Origin of the sequence: Wolbachia endosymbiont (group A) of Portevinia maculata (assembly GCF_964028525.1) — a bacterium.
Taxonomy (GTDB): Bacteria; Pseudomonadota; Alphaproteobacteria; order Rickettsiales; family Anaplasmataceae; genus Wolbachia.
Map to the genome: position 1 here is coordinate 690,339 of NZ_OZ034786.1, position 14,903 is coordinate 705,241.

Genomic DNA, 14,903 nt, shown 5'->3' on the forward strand with positions numbered 1-14,903 from the left:
CTAAAGTGACCTATTTATAATTTCAACTTCACCATCTTCATAACGCATAAATAGCTTTTTATGTACTCCTTTTATTATAACATAATCATCAAATAACAGCCTTTTACAAGGTTTATCCTCCTCTTCTACAAAAATCTGAGGTATTTTATTATTATTTCTAAATTTTAAATAGGTTAAATAACCATCATCAAATAGCTCAATCGGAACTATATCCGCATTACCACCTTCATCAATATATGTATAATTGTACTTCGTATCATTTTCTTGTATTATTTTTTCTGGCTTGTCTGTAGTATATTGCATTTGAGTAGGTAAAGAAACCTCATCTAAATCAAGATCAAATTCACCTTCTTCTTGAGGATAATAAAAACGTACTACGTAAGATATATCCTTTTCAGCAGAATAATCGTGACCCACTTTCTTAGCATCAGTATCTGGGTATTTATCGTAGTTTGGCCTTGAGATTAAATCAAAAATGTAATTTCTTTTTTTAGTTGTTGTAATAATCATGTTAGTGCGACTACTAACTTCAAATGGCATGATAAGCAATTTATTGTCATAAGGATTAATTTTCCAACTTGATGCATCACCAACAGCGATATTTTTAACTTTTTCTCCTTCCGCAAATTCAATATAAGAATAGTAACCCTGACTAAAAACCACCGTAAATACTTCATTAGGGCTATACACAAAAGTCTTTATTCTACTATCTACAGAAATAGGCTCATTATAATTAATGGATGCGTTTAAATTGCCACTTACAAGTAAAGCTAAAACTAATAATATCCTATACATATTCATCATCTACTCTATATGAAATAACTTGAAATCCTAATGGGTTAATATATCTTTGCTGATCATCCATTTCAAGCGATGCATATCTATATGACATAATAACTATCTTATTTTTTCTTGTGGAACTTCCATCTTTCCGTATAAATTCCACAAAAAACCTCACCTGAAGAGCATCGTTACCCAATTTTTGAATTGAGCGAATTTTAAATTCACTTTTGGTATCTGAGTACAAATTAAAAAGATCATCCATATTCTGTGATCCTACATAATTTCTAAATTCATTATACACATTAGGTGAGGAAAACAACCTCACCTTTGTATAATAGTTATAATTATAATGATATGGATCAAAAACCTCCCTTGCTTTTATATACTCTGAAATAAAATAAACGTTTAGCGCTTCATTTGCAGAATATTGTTTTACTGTGACAGGATCAACCAATTGCACTATTCCTGATTTCTTGTCAATTTCTATAACAAATGGCTCAATAGTGCTACTTGTGCTAATTTTAAATATGACTAATATGCTGATAGAGATCGTTGCTAATAATATTAATGCAAATAAAAGTAGAATATTCCTTTGAGCAATAACTGTGCTGTAGCGGTTTGAATTCCAATCTATATCCTTATCTAAGGATTCAGTATTTTTTTCTCGCTTAAAAAATCTTAGCATTTTAGTATTCCTAAAAATCTTAACTTATGTTAATAAACATAGCAAATTAACAAAGTAGTTACAACAAAAAAGCTAAAAAACTCTTAATCTATGGCCTAGCTTACCAAACTTTGTCTCCATATATGAATCGTTATATTTATTACGTTCCACAATAAGTGGTAGACACTTTGTAACTCCTATACCACTACTTTCCAATTCTGACAATTTCCTATCATTGTTTGTAAGTAATTGGATTTTGTTAATGTTCAATTTATTAAGCATTTTAGCTGCAACAGCAAAACTCCTTTCATCATCTTCAAAACCTAATATTCTGTTTGCATCAACAGTATCAAGATTATGTCCTCTTTGCACACTGTAAGCTCTTAACTTATTAGTTAAACCAATGCCTCTTCCATCTTGCATCAAATACAATATAATACCACTTCCAGAGTCAGCTATCATTTGAATTGCTTGATGTAACTGACTTCTGCAATCGCATGATAAGCTATCTAACAAGTCACCCGTATAGCACGAAGAATGAATTCTTACTAATGGTTCGCCATCTTTATCTGGATTGCCAATGATAATTGCATGATGTTCTCTTCCACCACTTTCTGTTCTATAAGATATGATATTTACTTCTTGAGTCTGTTTTAAAAATAATGATGTTTTGCACACTTCATATACATCCTGATTTTCTTGAAAATTATTTATGAATGACGTGTCCAGTGCAATAACGTCATTTTTCTCGCACCAATTTCGCATTTCATGGTTATTCTCAAAAGTCATATCAGCCACTAACGCGTATGGCAATAATTCTGAGAACTTAAGCAAGGCAATAGCACATTCATCTATTGTCTTTGAGCATTGCAACTCTCTTATGCAATCTTCCTTTGAACAGTTTATTAAATGGAGCAGTTCATCAAAATTATTCACCAACAGACGTTTGCTGTTATGTTCTTTATTCTGAGATATGTATTTTACCTTACTTGAAGTTAAAGTAACATATACATTACTTGATATAAGCTTGTATTGATTAAATAAATCTCTTTCTAAAGCCTCAGCAGCAGCGAACAATAGGTAATTACTTTTATCATATATTACAATTGGCCGGCCGCGCCTGATTTCGCTGATAGCTCTTTCTACCTTATTGCTACTCTGATTTCCTATAAACATTTTTACCCATATTAAGCAGCTATGAAAAAACTGGTGCGGCCGAGAAGACTTGAACTTCCAAGGCCTTATGAGCCACAGCGACCTCAACGCTGCGTGTCTACCAATTCCACCACGGCCGCACTATATTCTAGTTTTTATATAATTATTTTAAATTATTTAATCATTTTAGAATTTTTCATCTAGAGTGTCAATCTGATACTAGAATAATTTAGAAATTACTTGTATAATTTGATTATGAATTTTGTGATTATAAATTTTAATCATTTAAGACAACCTTACTACTAATTTTTAACTTAGGTTTTTATACAAATGAATGTAGCTAATATCTTTATTTTTTTAGCTCTCTCTCTTATAACTAGCTTTCATTTCGTCCATGCACAGATATTATACACATGGTCTCAAGTTATCCCAGAAAATAAATTAAGCATACGTGCAATTACAGACAATGACATGTGTCCCATTGTTTATGTCGATGGCGAGGAAATAGAAATGCTGAATCGCAGCTCAATTAACAATGGTGATCATAACGAAACAGTTTGTGAACTGACAGTACAAACAAGTGCCAAAAACATTAGTATTGAGGATCTACGAGTTCCTATATTACCAGAAAAGGTTAATAAAATTGCTTTTATTGGTGACACGGGTTGTAGAATAAATATGTTATTTCAGCAGGAATGTAATTCGGTAGATAGCTGGCCTTTAAAAAAAAATTTAGATTCAATCGCCCTTCATAAACCAGATTTAATTATCCATGTTGGTGATTATCATTATAGACAAACAAAATGTAGAAATACAAAAAAGTGTGGCGATATTTATGGATATAATAAAAAAGCTTGGTACGCTGATTGGTTTGAGCCTGCAAAGGATATTTCATTACAATCCCCTTTCCTTTTTGTTCGTGGAAACCATGAGAGTTGTAATAGAGCTTATGAAGGATGGTTCAGGTATCTAGATTCATACCCCTTTTCGTCTGAAAAATGTGGAAACTTCGTTTCTAGTTGGTCCTTAGATGCTGGACCGATGAAATTTTTTATCTTCGACTCTTCATCCGGTGAGGATATTTTTACAACCCAAAGCACAATTGATGCTTTTGAAAGGCAATTTGATAAATTGATACAAGATAAGCCCACGTGGTTTTTAACTCATAAACCGCTTTGGAGATCTCCAAAAAAAGAATTTTTGACATTAAAAAGCCATGGTAATCTTACACAAATTGAAGCTTTTGGAGATAAATTTCCAAGCAATGTCACTACCATAGTTTCTGGCCACATTCATATAGCCCAGATTTTATTAATGGATAATGTTCCAGACCAGATTATAGTTGGAAACGGTGGTGCATTATTACACGCTCAAGATCAAGAGCCTGTTTATCAAAATGTAGAATTTGACTATTCAAATGGTAGAAACTACTTAGCACACGAGGTTAGAAACTTTTTCGGTTTTGGCTTTGCAATACTAAACTTAGATGATCACAAATTTACCTTCTATAATCAACACAATAAGGAAATGTATTCTGCGAAGCTAACAGAAGATTTTAAACTTAAACGGATTAAAACTATAGTCGATTCATTTTAGGACTTGTTATTAGCTATTTTAACAACGCTACTTAAACATTTTTTTTAATCGATTGATTTCATCAGCAAATTTTGAGTCGGTCTTTATAAAATTTTCTACTTGTTTTACTGCATGTATAACGGTAGCATGGTCTCTGCCACCAAAGTTTCTCCCAATATCTGGTAGGCTTTTTTGCGTAAATTTTTTGGCAAAATACATAGCTATTTGTCTTGGCCTTGCAAGACTGCGAAGTCTTCTATTGGATTGCATATCTGCAACCTTTATATTGAAAAATTCAGCTACTTTCTTTTGTATTTCTTCTATTGTGATTGACCTATGATTTGACCTAAGAAGATCGATTAGGGTTTCACTAGCTGATTCTACCGTCATACTTCTTCCAATTAATGAGGTATGGGTAACCTTATTTAATGCTCCTTCTAATTCTCTTATATTAGATTTTATGTTCCTTGCTAAAAACTCTAGGACATCTTTCGGAACATACATATTCATCTGCTCCACTTTTGCCTGCAATATACCAAGCCTTAATTCAAAAGTTGTTTCATTAATATCTGCCACCAACCCCCAACCGAGTCGTGATCTTATTCTTTCTTCCACTCCATCAAGATCACTAGGAGACCTATCAGCTGATATAACCAATTGCTTATTTTGGTCTATCAATGCATTGAAAGTGTGAAAAAATTCTTCTTGTGTACTATCTTTACCACTGATAAATTGCACATCATCTACCATCAATACATCTACTGATCTAAATTGCTCTTTAAATAACATAATATCTTTGCTTCGCAGCGCTGTAATATATTGGTACATGAATTTCTCTGCTGATAAATATACTACTTTTCTTTTTTCTGATGGGGAATTGACTATGTGCCAGGCTATAGCATGCATTAGATGTGTTTTACCAAGTCCCACTCCACCATATAGAAACAAAGGATTGCTGCCTAATATTGGATCTATAGATTCTGCCACACGCTTTGCCGCCGTAAATGCTAATTCATTTGGCTTTCCCACTACAAAATTATCAAAGGTGAACCTTGGATCCAGCGGCGAACCAAGATTATGATTACTTTCCTCTCTGTTTTTTAGTATAACATTAAAATTTGAATTCCTTTCCTCAATTACTTGAATATCAATAGAACGTATGCTTTTATCTTCGCTTTGCCATAATGATAATATTTTTTTCATGTAATGAACTGTAATCCACTCTTTTATAAACCTTGTTGACACGGATAAAAGAACTTCCCCATTTCTGCTACTGACAAATTTTAGCGAACTCAGCCAGCTGTTATATGTTGCTTCTCCATAAAGATTATAAAGACAATTTTGGATTTTTTCCCAAGTAACATTGTGATCCGTTACTGTAATAATCTGATCAAAAAACATAGTAGAAACCTTAGGGCTAGTTAAGTTCATATACCATACCAAGAAAAAAGCAACAATTAGAAAAATATAAGATAATCAATAGCTTACTGCAAAATGAAAAGCTAATACTACTTAATACATACTAAAAATTATGGTGATTTTTTGATGAGTTGTAAAGGGTATAAAAACACTAAAATTGATCATTTTTATTTCAAAAAAATGAAAAATTTGTAAATGTCGCTTGTATCGAGGATTAGAAGCATGCTATTAAAAATAGTAATACATTATGTATAAATAAGATGTTAAATTTACTGGCAAATAAGTAAAGTATTCATATAAATATAGCTAACCTAATATAGATTTACTGAAGCAAATTTATGATTATATTAAGTAATTTGAGTTGTCATGCTGTATTCGGTATTGAACTAGAGTTTTACATTGAAGGAATAGAAAAAGAATATTTATTTCTGAATAGCATCAAAAATAAAATAGCATTTCTTGAATTTTCCTGCGAGAAGGAGAATTCTACACATCAATATGAGATAAAAAGTGGTTGTTATACGAACTCCGACAATTTAATTAAGCATTTTGAGTTAGCAAAACAATTACTTACTGAAGTAGTACAAAAACTTGGTGGGAACGTTTCTTTTAAAGCAAAGCCTTATTTGGATAGAGCAGGCAGTACATTAAATGTGCATGTTAATCTCGTGAATTCAAATAACGATAACTTATTTTATATCAATGAGCAAAAGTATAGTGATTATTTGATTCATAGTATTGGCGGATTATGTGCAATGATGAAAAAACATATGTTGTTTTTTGCTCCAAATGATGATTCATATTTAAGATTTCAGTACCCGGATATTCACACTCCAACTACGATTAGTTGGGGAGTAAATAACAGAACTGCTGCGATAAGAATTCCCTATTTTGGCAACGATTCCAAAAGATGCCGCCTAGAGCACCGTGTTCCTGGAGCAGACTGTAACCTTGAAAAAGTACTCACAGCAATAATTGAAGGTATAGTTTTTGGTATAGAGAACAAAATTGCTCCGCCAAATAGGGTCTACGGCATTGCATCTGATTCTCAATATAAGATGAAGAGTTTGATATAAACTCTAACCACGTTGGTTAACAATATCTTCCATAGTTAGCCGCTCTGGCATTCTCATTAAGTTATCACTGAAAAAAGTCCTCGGAGCATTGGTAAGTTCTTTGATTTTTTTGTCATATCCATTCATATGCATAGGAGGGGATCGCATTAAGTCCATATAGTTCGTTGCGTATTTAGTCCGACTTGTATCATCAGCGTTAGTGCTTTTAGAAAGTGAATTACCTTTGAAATCCATATGTTCAGGTAGTCCATTTTTCATTTCTTCTTGTGCTCTTTTATTTTTTAATTCTTCTGCTAGCTCAGTTTCAGTTCTTTTTGGTTCTTTTACGGATATTTCCGTATCTTTTTCTTCACCTTCATCTTCTGAAACACGAGTAATTTCAGCTTTAGTTCTTATTTTATGAATCAGCAAAAGTAATAAGTAAGTAACTGCAGCAGCAGAAACGATAATGGCTATCTTTGCGGCAATGTGGATTGCTGTTAAAAATATTAAAGCTGATAAAGCTCCAGCTAATCCAGACACAATAACTTTTCTCTTGCCTTTTGTTACATTTAAAATTGCCACCATAATAACCTCTCAAATACTGTTCTAGAATTATTATACAGAAATTTTCTTATACTTGCAATTTTGCGAAAATTTTAATTATTTGCGTAAAGTTTTAAAGCTATACAAGGATTAATTAATATGCAACGTATCTCGACTATAATATTGTACAAACACACATATTTAGTTAACATTCAACATGCAGAGCTTACTCATAGAGCGAAACAGGGCGGTGGTATTATTACTTATAGTAATTTTTATCTTCGGTTCATACGTTTATGTAAAAATGCCAAGGGAAAGTAACCCTGATATACAGATTCCTATAATCAGCGTGTTTGTTGGACTTCCTGGGATTTCTGCTCAAGATAGTGAAAAGCTATTAGTGCTGCCTATAGAAAATGAACTAAGATCCATCGAAGGTGTAAGAGAATTGAGAGCTTTTGCAACTAATGATGGTGCTCACATGATACTCGAATTTGGAACAGAGTATGATAATAAAGAAGTGCTCGATAATGTCCGTTCAAAGCTTTCAAACATAAAATCGAAGTTACCTGTTGAAGCGGAATCTCCGATAATCAATGAAATAAACTTGAGCTTATTTCCGATACTCAATGTCGGCTTAATTGGTAATTTGCCAGAAAGAGCCTTAACTGAAATAGCACGCAAGCTAAAGAAAGAAATAGAATCTCTGCCAAATGTTCTCAAAGTTGAAGTGGCAGGTATGCGTAAAGAAACAGTGGAAGTTATAATTGAGCCCACAGTTCTAACAAAATATAACATTCAATCAAACGAAATATTCCAAGCTATATCAAGCAATAATAGACTAGTGGGAGCTGGGTCACTGGAAAATGATACCGGTAAATATTCGATTAAAATATCAGGGTTATTAAAAGATATAGAAGATATTATGAATATTCCTATTAGATCTCAAGGCGATGCAGTTTTGAGAATCAAAGATATAGCAAAAGTATACCCTAGGTTTGAGGATCACCAAGGGTTTGCTCGCATTAATGGATTACCTAGTGTCGTGCTAGAAATTTCAAAACGTAACGGAAAAAACATAATAGACACAGTAAATCAAGTAAAATACTTAATGGATAAGGCAAAAGATCAATTACCTGAAAATTTAAAAGTGGTGTACTTAAATGACCAGTCAAAAAACGTCCGCGATGTGCTTGATGACTTGGAAAACGGCATAATATTCGCTGTGTTGTTAATATTGATCATAATGATGCTTTCTATGGGAACAAGGATTGCTATTCTTGTGGCACTCTCGATACCCGGTTCCTTTCTCATTGGGATAATAGCTCTTTACTTTATGGGCATAACCTTAAATATCGTTGTGCTCTTCAGTTTAATCATGGCTGTTGGCATGCTGGTTGATGATGCAATTGTGATCAGCGAATATGCCGATAGAAAGATGATCTGCGGAATGGACAAAGTAGAAGCCTTTCACACTTCAGTTCGTGATATGTTTTATCCGGTTCTATCATCGACGTTAACTAAATTAGCAGTGTTTTTTCCTCTATTATTCTGGCCTGATACTGTTGGTAAATTCATGCAGTACATACCAATTACAATAATTCTAACTTTGACTGGATCGCTCATTATGGCTTTGGTTTTTATACCAACACTTGGTGCAATATTTGGTAAGCCTTCAATAACTTCAAAAAAAGAAATAAAAAAAATGAGTGCTATAGAAAGTGGTGAGATAAAAAATGCTGGGTCTATAATAAGAGCTTACATACGCATGCTAGAGAAGGTTTTAGATCATCCTAAAAAATTCATATGTGCTACTGTATTCGTCCTGTTTTCATTTAGTGTGCTGTACTTTACCTTTGGTCCTGGAGTGAAGTTTTTTCCGAAAGTGGATTCAGATAATATTTTAATCAGTGTTAAAGCAAAAGAAAGCTTATCAGCCAAAGAACGAGATCTGATACTCAAAGAAGTGGAAGAACGCATTTTGAGCGTTGAAAAAGAAATTCATGTTTCTTATGCTAGATCAGGAGCATTTTCAGACAACGTTATCGCCAGAATTCAACTAGAACTTATGGATTGGCGCTTCAGGCGCAAAGCTAAGCACATATTAAACGATATAAGGAGCAGTGTGCAAGACATGAAAGGAATAATAATTAATGTTCAAGAGGAAAAGTCAGGACCGTCGGCTGACAAGCCAATACAAATTAACCTCAGCGGAAGTGCATCCAATCTGAATTTAGCAGCAGAGAAAATTCTAAAAATTATGGACCAACCTTCATCCGGGTTTATAAATATTCAAGATAGCAGATCAGCACCTGAAATAGAGTGGAATATGAGTGTTAATAAGAGTAAGGCTACAAGTTCTGGAGTAAGTGTTGCAACCATTGGCGATTTTATAAAGATGGTTACAAATGGAGTGTTGATTGGAAAATATAGACCAAATAACACGGATGAAGAAATCGATATTGTACTCCGTTTCCCCAGAAGGGACCGCAACATGAAGACTATAGATAATCTTTTTATCAATACAGTTAATGGCCCGCATCCTATGAGCAACATAGTAAAATATGCTCCCGAAAAAAAGGTAAACAAACTAAATAGGATTGATGGATTACGTACAGTGACAATTTCCGCTGATGTGGATACAGGCTATCTTGTTAATGAAAGAGTAAAGTTCATTCAGAATTCTATTGCCCAGGATTGGGACAAGGGAGTAAAAATTGATTTTAAAGGCGACAAAGAAGATCAACAAAAATCAGGAACATTTTTGTTAAAGGCTTTTATATTAGCAATTACACTAATGATATTGGTATTAGTGACACAGTTTAATAATGTATACCATACATTTATCGTAATGACAGCAGTGTTTTTATCCACAACATGTGTGTTTTTTGTTTTCTTTCTTATCCAACAAGTTTTCGTAGTTGTTATGTGTGGAGTGGGGATAATTGCTTTGGCAGGAATTATAGTAAATAATAACATACTATTGCTTGATGCCTTTCATCACCAAATTAAGGTACACAAAAATGACATCAAGCGATGTGTAATAAACGCTGCAATTTCTCGCGTTAGGCCAATATTGCTTACCGTTGCAACCACAGTTCTTGGTTTAATACCGATGATTACCAGGTTAAATATCAATTTTTTTACGCTACAAATCACATATGATGCTCCATCAAGCCAGTGGTGGGTTGACATTTCAACAACCATAGCAAGTGGAATATTGGCTGCAACGGTCTTAACTTTATTCTTTACTCCGGCGTTGCTTGTCATACAAAGACATGAAAAAACTTGACTTAAATTAGCAATCATTTAATATTTAAGATAGCGTTCTTTGCCCGTTGAAGCTATAATTATAACTAATTACATTGGATTTATTTATTATGATTGCTAATCGTAAAAGCAGTGTTAAGCAGAAAAGTAACAAGAATAACATAGTTGGAAGCCTTGATGTAATAAAAACAGCAGGAGAACTTTCACTTCAAAAAGGTTTAGATTTTAATGTTGTAATAAAGGCACTAGAAAGTGCTATAGAAGCAGTGGCTTATCAAAAGTATGGTAGCAAAAGTAAAATTGTAGTTAATATAGATAGAAATACAGGCAAAGTTACTTCATACAGAAAACTAAAAGTTATTGATGACGAATCAAATGAAGAAGAGAACACTGAGTATGAATCAATTACGCTGACACAAGCTAAATTAATAAAAGGAGATGCAAAAGTTGGAGATACTGTTAGTGAATTGCTCTCTCTTAACACTGATCTTGCTTCAGCAAGGATTGCCCAGCAAAAGATTGCTCAAATAATTAAAGATGAAGAGTCAAAAAAGCAATATGAGGAATTTAAAGATAAGGTGGGAGAAATAAGGTATGGTATTGTTAAACAAGTAGAATATTCAGATCTTATTATAGACATAAATGGCACTAGGGCATATCTTCCATTGCGAAATTTGACCGGTGGTGAATCATTTCGTGAAGGCGATAAGGTTAAAACTTACATACAGACCGTTAAGCGCTCTGATGATGGACGTCAAATTATTCTTTCTAGGACTCATGAAGGCTTTTTAGAGGCATTATTAAATCAAGAAATACCAGAAATTGCTGACGGGTTAGTAACAATTAAAGGTATAGCTAGAGACGCCGGCTCAAGGTCTAAGGTTGCTGTTTTCTCTCCTGACAAGAACATTGATCCAGTAGGTGCTTGTGTTGGAGTTAAGGGAGATAGAATAAAAACTATTATACACGAATTAAATGGTGAAAAAATTGACGTTATAAATTACTCCTCAGATTTGGGTCAATTTGTTATTAAAGCCATTACTCCTGCAGAAGTATCGAAGGTTATTATTGATGAAAATGAAAATTGCATAGAGTTAATAGTTGCTGAAGATCAATTGAGTTTAGCTATAGGAAAAAAGGGCCAGAATGTAAGATTAGCTTCAGAGCTTGTTGGATGGAAAATTGAGATATTAAGCACTCAGCAAGAATCAGAAAGGCGAAGTAAAGAACTTAGTCAATGTTCAGCTTTATTTGCTGAAGCTTTAAACTTAGAAGAGATTATGGGTCAGCTATTGGTAACAGAAGGTTTTTCAAGCGTAGAAGATATATCCAACGCTTCAATTAAAGAGCTTTCTTCAATAGAGGGCTTTAATGAGGATATTGCAAACGAACTTCATAACAGAGCAAACAAGCACCTGAAAGCAGAAAATGATAGAAAAATAGAAGAGCTAAAAAGTCTAGGTATGGAAGATGATGTAATCAATTTAACTTTATCAATAGACAATAAAATTGCTCTTAGTAAACATGATATTAAGACTTTAGAGGACATAGCAGATTTATCAAGTTATGAGTTTTGCAGCATACTCTCTTCCTCAGCTGATAGTAAAGAAAATCTAAAAGATACAGTAGACTCAATAATCATAGAAGCACGTAAAAAGCTTGGGTTAATATAATAAAATAATATGAATAATGAAGATATCAGTAATAAAAAATTAACGCTCCAAGGCTTAAGCAAGCTTAAATTAGACCTCAATTTAAACTCTTCAGCTAGCCCAAGTACTGGAGCTACAATAGTAAAAAAAAGAAGAAAAAAATCTCATGATGCAGAAGAACATAATTTATTTGACGAGAGTAAATTAGGTTCTTTAACAGAGAAAGAACAAATTTTCCGCATTAATGCTGTGCAGAATGCTGCTTTGCTGAAAGAAAGAAATCAGAGAGAAGAAAAAGAGAAAACAGCAAAAGAAGACAGCAATAAAGAGATTGACGAGAAAAATGAAGCGGACACTTTATCTAAAGAAATAAATAAGAAAGTTTTAAGTAATACTCACTTAGTTGAACTAAGAGAAGATAATATTGACTATGAGAGCGACGATAAAAAGTCTTCTAAAGTCAACAAAGATATATATTCTAAGCATTCTAAACTGGTAATTACACAGGCAATAGATGAAAAAACTGAACAACCCCCTGTATTTAAGCAAAGATTTGGTATAAGAAGTAGAAAGTCAAAGTTTACTAAGGGTAAAAATATATCAAGAGAAGTTATTATACCAGACAAAATAACTATCAGGGAGTTATCTGTTCGTATGGCAGAAGATAGCAAGAGTGTGCTAAAAATGTTCAAAGAAGAAGTCGGTGAGAGTTATAGAGTAGATGATCTGGTGGATCCAGATATAGCATATGAAATAGTGGAAAAATTCAATCATACGGCTAAACGAGTGAGCGATACCAACAGAGAAAAGGATTTATTTTTCATAGAAGACAGGGAAAGCTTGTCTAAAGAACCTAAACCACCAGTCGTCACTTTTATGGGACACGTTGATCATGGTAAAACCTCATTGCTCGATGCATTTCGTGAATCTAATGTTGCAGAAAGAGAGTCAGGTGGCATAACTCAACACATAGGTGCTTATCAAATAACGACAAAAGATAAGCAAAAAATTACTTTTATTGATACACCAGGACATGAAGCGTTCACTGCGATGCGTGCACGTGGTGCCAATATTACTAATATAGTTGTAATAGTAGTTGCAGCTGACGATGGAATCATGAAACAAACAGTTGAAGCAATAAATCATGCAAAAGCAGCAAATGTTTCTATTATAGTTGCTATTAATAAAATTGATAAATCTGAACCTGGTGATGTAGAAAAAATAATTAATAGTTTGCCTCAATATGATCTCATCTCTGAAGAGCTTGGTGGTGATATTATGATTGTGCCAGTATCAGCAAAAAAGAAAACTAATTTAGATAAACTAGAAGAGGCGATTTTGTTAATCGCTGAATTAATGAAGCTAGAAGCAATAGAAGATTGTCGAGCACTTGGATGGGTAATAGAATCCAAAATAGATAAAGCGAAAGGAATATCAGCTACATTGATAGTTGAGGAAGGAACGTTAAAGGTTGGTGATATATTGGTAGTTGGTACAACATACAGCAAAGTACGTAGTATGGTTAATCACCTTGGTCAAAGAGAAAAAGCAGCACTACCCTCCGCTCCAATTGAAATTACTGGTCTAAATGGTGTGCCAAATGCTGGAGATAAATTTGTTGTTGTAAATTCTGAAAAGCAGGCGCGTGAAATTGTTGAATACAGGCTAGAGTTGATCAAGAAAAAGAAAGAAGATTTAGACGACAATAATTTAGATATATTCAGTCGTAATAACAGTGAAACAGAAGAACTATCTGTAGTTTTAAAGTGCGATGTAACTGGTTCTATTGAAGCGATATCAAGTTCAATTGATAAACTCGGTAAAGACCAAGTGAAATTAAATATCCTACACAAAGCAGTAGGAGGGATAACAGATTCAGATGTGCTGCTTGCAGAAGCATCAAGTGCAGTAATTTTAGCTTTTAATGTAAAAGTGGACTCAAAAATAAGGGACTTGGCAAAACAAAAAGGTGTAGAAATACATATTTATAACATAATATACGAGCTCATTGACGACATGAGAATGTATTTAACTAAAATGTTAAAGCCTGTTACACGAGAGGTTCGTGTTGGTTCTGCATCTGTGAGGCAAATATTTAACGTATCTAAAGCTGGTAATATCATTGGATGTTACGTAAGTGATGGAGTCATAAGAAAAGATTCTTTAATTAAGGTAGTGCGTGGTGGCAAATTGGTGCATGAAGGAAAGTTAAAAGCACTACGTAGATTTAAAGATGATGTTAAAGAAGTAGGTGTAAACTTTGAATGCGGAGTATCACTAGAGGGTAATATCGATATTAAAGTTGGAGATATTTTGGAAGCTTATCAATTAGTGCAAGAAGAAAGGGTGTTATAGTAGATGGATATGAAAAAGGAAATTAGAAACCTAAAAATAGCATCGGTATTGCATAGAGCAATATCAAGAGTCCTAATGGAAGGTAAGGTGTTCAATAAAAATGTAGCGGTATCTGACGTAAAATTAAGTAAAGATTTGAAAAAAGCAGATGTATATATTGTGTTATCTTCATTGAATATCCAAGTAGCTGACTACTCAGATTCAGAAAAAAGTACATGGATTTCAGCATCACGCACTGGAGATCCTTCTGAGGATAATTGTGATATTAACACTGTTGTTAATGAAATGAACCAATCTGCATGGTCAATACGTAAATCTATATTGTGTTATGTTGATTTGCGATTTATACCTGAGTTAGTTTTCAAGCCTGATTTAGCGTTCGATAATTTTGTTAATGTAAGCAAAATATTACATAATCACACTTAATTA

At 33.4% G+C, this 14,903-nt stretch carries 11 protein-coding genes and 1 tRNA gene; 6 read left to right on the forward strand and 6 right to left on the reverse strand.

Features of this window, described 5'->3' with window-relative positions; all coding sequences use genetic code 11:
- The 4 genes from virB9 to ABWU36_RS03545 all read right to left on the reverse strand — a co-directional run bounded on the left by virB9 (position 1) and on the right by ABWU36_RS03545 (position 2,742).
- The gene (gene virB9, locus ABWU36_RS03530; RefSeq protein WP_253309956.1) at positions 1-801 is read right to left on the reverse strand and encodes a P-type conjugative transfer protein VirB9; all 801 of its coding nucleotides are present in this window, start codon (positions 799-801) and stop codon (positions 1-3) included.
- Complete coding sequence (locus ABWU36_RS03535; RefSeq protein WP_253309360.1) at positions 788-1,468, reverse strand: virB8 family protein; 681 nt, start codon at positions 1,466-1,468, stop codon at positions 788-790. Before ABWU36_RS03535 ends, virB9 begins: the two co-directional genes overlap by 14 nt.
- A gap of 72 nt (positions 1,469-1,540) precedes the next feature.
- Positions 1,541-2,623: a GTP cyclohydrolase II gene (locus tag ABWU36_RS03540; RefSeq protein WP_253309361.1), complete on the reverse strand. Its 1,083-nt coding sequence runs from the start codon at positions 2,621-2,623 to the stop codon at positions 1,541-1,543.
- 31 nt (positions 2,624-2,654) lie between these two features.
- A tRNA-Leu gene (locus ABWU36_RS03545) sits at positions 2,655-2,742 on the reverse strand.
- Positions 2,743-2,932: 190 nt separating this feature from the next.
- On the opposite strand from ABWU36_RS03545, the gene ABWU36_RS03550 reads away from it, so the two are divergent.
- Positions 2,933-4,198: a metallophosphoesterase family protein gene (locus ABWU36_RS03550; RefSeq protein WP_253309362.1), complete on the forward strand. Its 1,266-nt coding sequence runs from the start codon at positions 2,933-2,935 to the stop codon at positions 4,196-4,198.
- Positions 4,199-4,225: 27 nt separating this feature from the next.
- Here the strand turns inward: ABWU36_RS03550 and dnaA are convergent, their stop codons facing one another.
- A complete protein-coding gene (dnaA, locus tag ABWU36_RS03555) occupies positions 4,226-5,608 on the reverse strand; it encodes a chromosomal replication initiator protein DnaA (RefSeq protein WP_253309363.1) in 1,383 nt (460 codons plus the stop codon).
- A 326-nt stretch (positions 5,609-5,934) separates the two neighbouring features.
- Here dnaA and ABWU36_RS03560 point away from each other — a divergent pair, with 326 nt between their 5' ends.
- Entirely contained in the window at positions 5,935-6,672 is a 738-nt protein-coding gene (locus tag ABWU36_RS03560; RefSeq protein ID WP_353273005.1) for a glutamine synthetase, read from the forward strand.
- A gap of 3 nt (positions 6,673-6,675) precedes the next feature.
- Here ABWU36_RS03560 and ABWU36_RS03565 read toward each other — a convergent pair whose 3' ends face one another.
- Complete coding sequence (locus tag ABWU36_RS03565; protein ID WP_253309365.1) at positions 6,676-7,239, reverse strand: hypothetical protein; 564 nt, start codon at positions 7,237-7,239, stop codon at positions 6,676-6,678.
- A gap of 175 nt (positions 7,240-7,414) precedes the next feature.
- On the opposite strand from ABWU36_RS03565, the gene ABWU36_RS03570 reads away from it, so the two are divergent.
- From ABWU36_RS03570 to ABWU36_RS03585, 4 genes are all read left to right on the forward strand, one after another.
- A complete protein-coding gene (locus tag ABWU36_RS03570) occupies positions 7,415-10,489 on the forward strand; it encodes an efflux RND transporter permease subunit (protein ID WP_264687957.1) in 3,075 nt (1,024 codons plus the stop codon).
- Positions 10,490-10,577: 88 nt separating this feature from the next.
- Entirely contained in the window at positions 10,578-12,140 is a 1,563-nt protein-coding gene (gene nusA / locus ABWU36_RS03575; protein ID WP_264731488.1) for a transcription termination factor NusA, read from the forward strand.
- A gap of 9 nt (positions 12,141-12,149) precedes the next feature.
- Positions 12,150-14,474, forward strand: coding sequence for a translation initiation factor IF-2 (gene infB / locus ABWU36_RS03580; RefSeq protein WP_353273006.1), 2,325 nt, complete (start codon positions 12,150-12,152; stop codon positions 14,472-14,474).
- Between the two features lie 9 nt (positions 14,475-14,483).
- The gene (locus ABWU36_RS03585) at positions 14,484-14,900 is read left to right on the forward strand and encodes a ribosome-binding factor A (protein ID WP_164225054.1); all 417 of its coding nucleotides are present in this window, start codon (positions 14,484-14,486) and stop codon (positions 14,898-14,900) included.
- The last annotated feature ends 3 nt before the right edge of the window (positions 14,901-14,903 follow it).

What these genes read in the sequence shown, in the direction of transcription:
- dnaA (WP_253309363.1), bottom strand. Translation starts at nt 5,608, where the DNA reads ATGAACTTAACTAGCCCTAAGGTTTCTACTATGTTTTTTGATCAGATT.
- ABWU36_RS03585 (WP_164225054.1), top strand. Translation starts at nt 14,484, where the DNA reads ATGAAAAAGGAAATTAGAAACCTAAAAATAGCATCGGTATTGCATAGA.
- ABWU36_RS03535 (WP_253309360.1), bottom strand. Translation starts at nt 1,468, where the DNA reads ATGCTAAGATTTTTTAAGCGAGAAAAAAATACTGAATCCTTAGATAAG.
- infB (WP_353273006.1), top strand. Translation starts at nt 12,150, where the DNA reads ATGAATAATGAAGATATCAGTAATAAAAAATTAACGCTCCAAGGCTTA.
- ABWU36_RS03570 (WP_264687957.1), top strand. Translation starts at nt 7,415, where the DNA reads ATGCAGAGCTTACTCATAGAGCGAAACAGGGCGGTGGTATTATTACTT.
- ABWU36_RS03560 (WP_353273005.1), top strand. Translation starts at nt 5,935, where the DNA reads ATGATTATATTAAGTAATTTGAGTTGTCATGCTGTATTCGGTATTGAA.
- ABWU36_RS03550 (WP_253309362.1), top strand. Translation starts at nt 2,933, where the DNA reads ATGAATGTAGCTAATATCTTTATTTTTTTAGCTCTCTCTCTTATAACT.
- ABWU36_RS03540 (WP_253309361.1), bottom strand. Translation starts at nt 2,623, where the DNA reads ATGTTTATAGGAAATCAGAGTAGCAATAAGGTAGAAAGAGCTATCAGC.
- virB9 (WP_253309956.1), bottom strand. Translation starts at nt 801, where the DNA reads ATGAATATGTATAGGATATTATTAGTTTTAGCTTTACTTGTAAGTGGC.
- nusA (WP_264731488.1), top strand. Translation starts at nt 10,578, where the DNA reads ATGATTGCTAATCGTAAAAGCAGTGTTAAGCAGAAAAGTAACAAGAAT.
- ABWU36_RS03565 (WP_253309365.1), bottom strand. Translation starts at nt 7,239, where the DNA reads ATGGTGGCAATTTTAAATGTAACAAAAGGCAAGAGAAAAGTTATTGTG.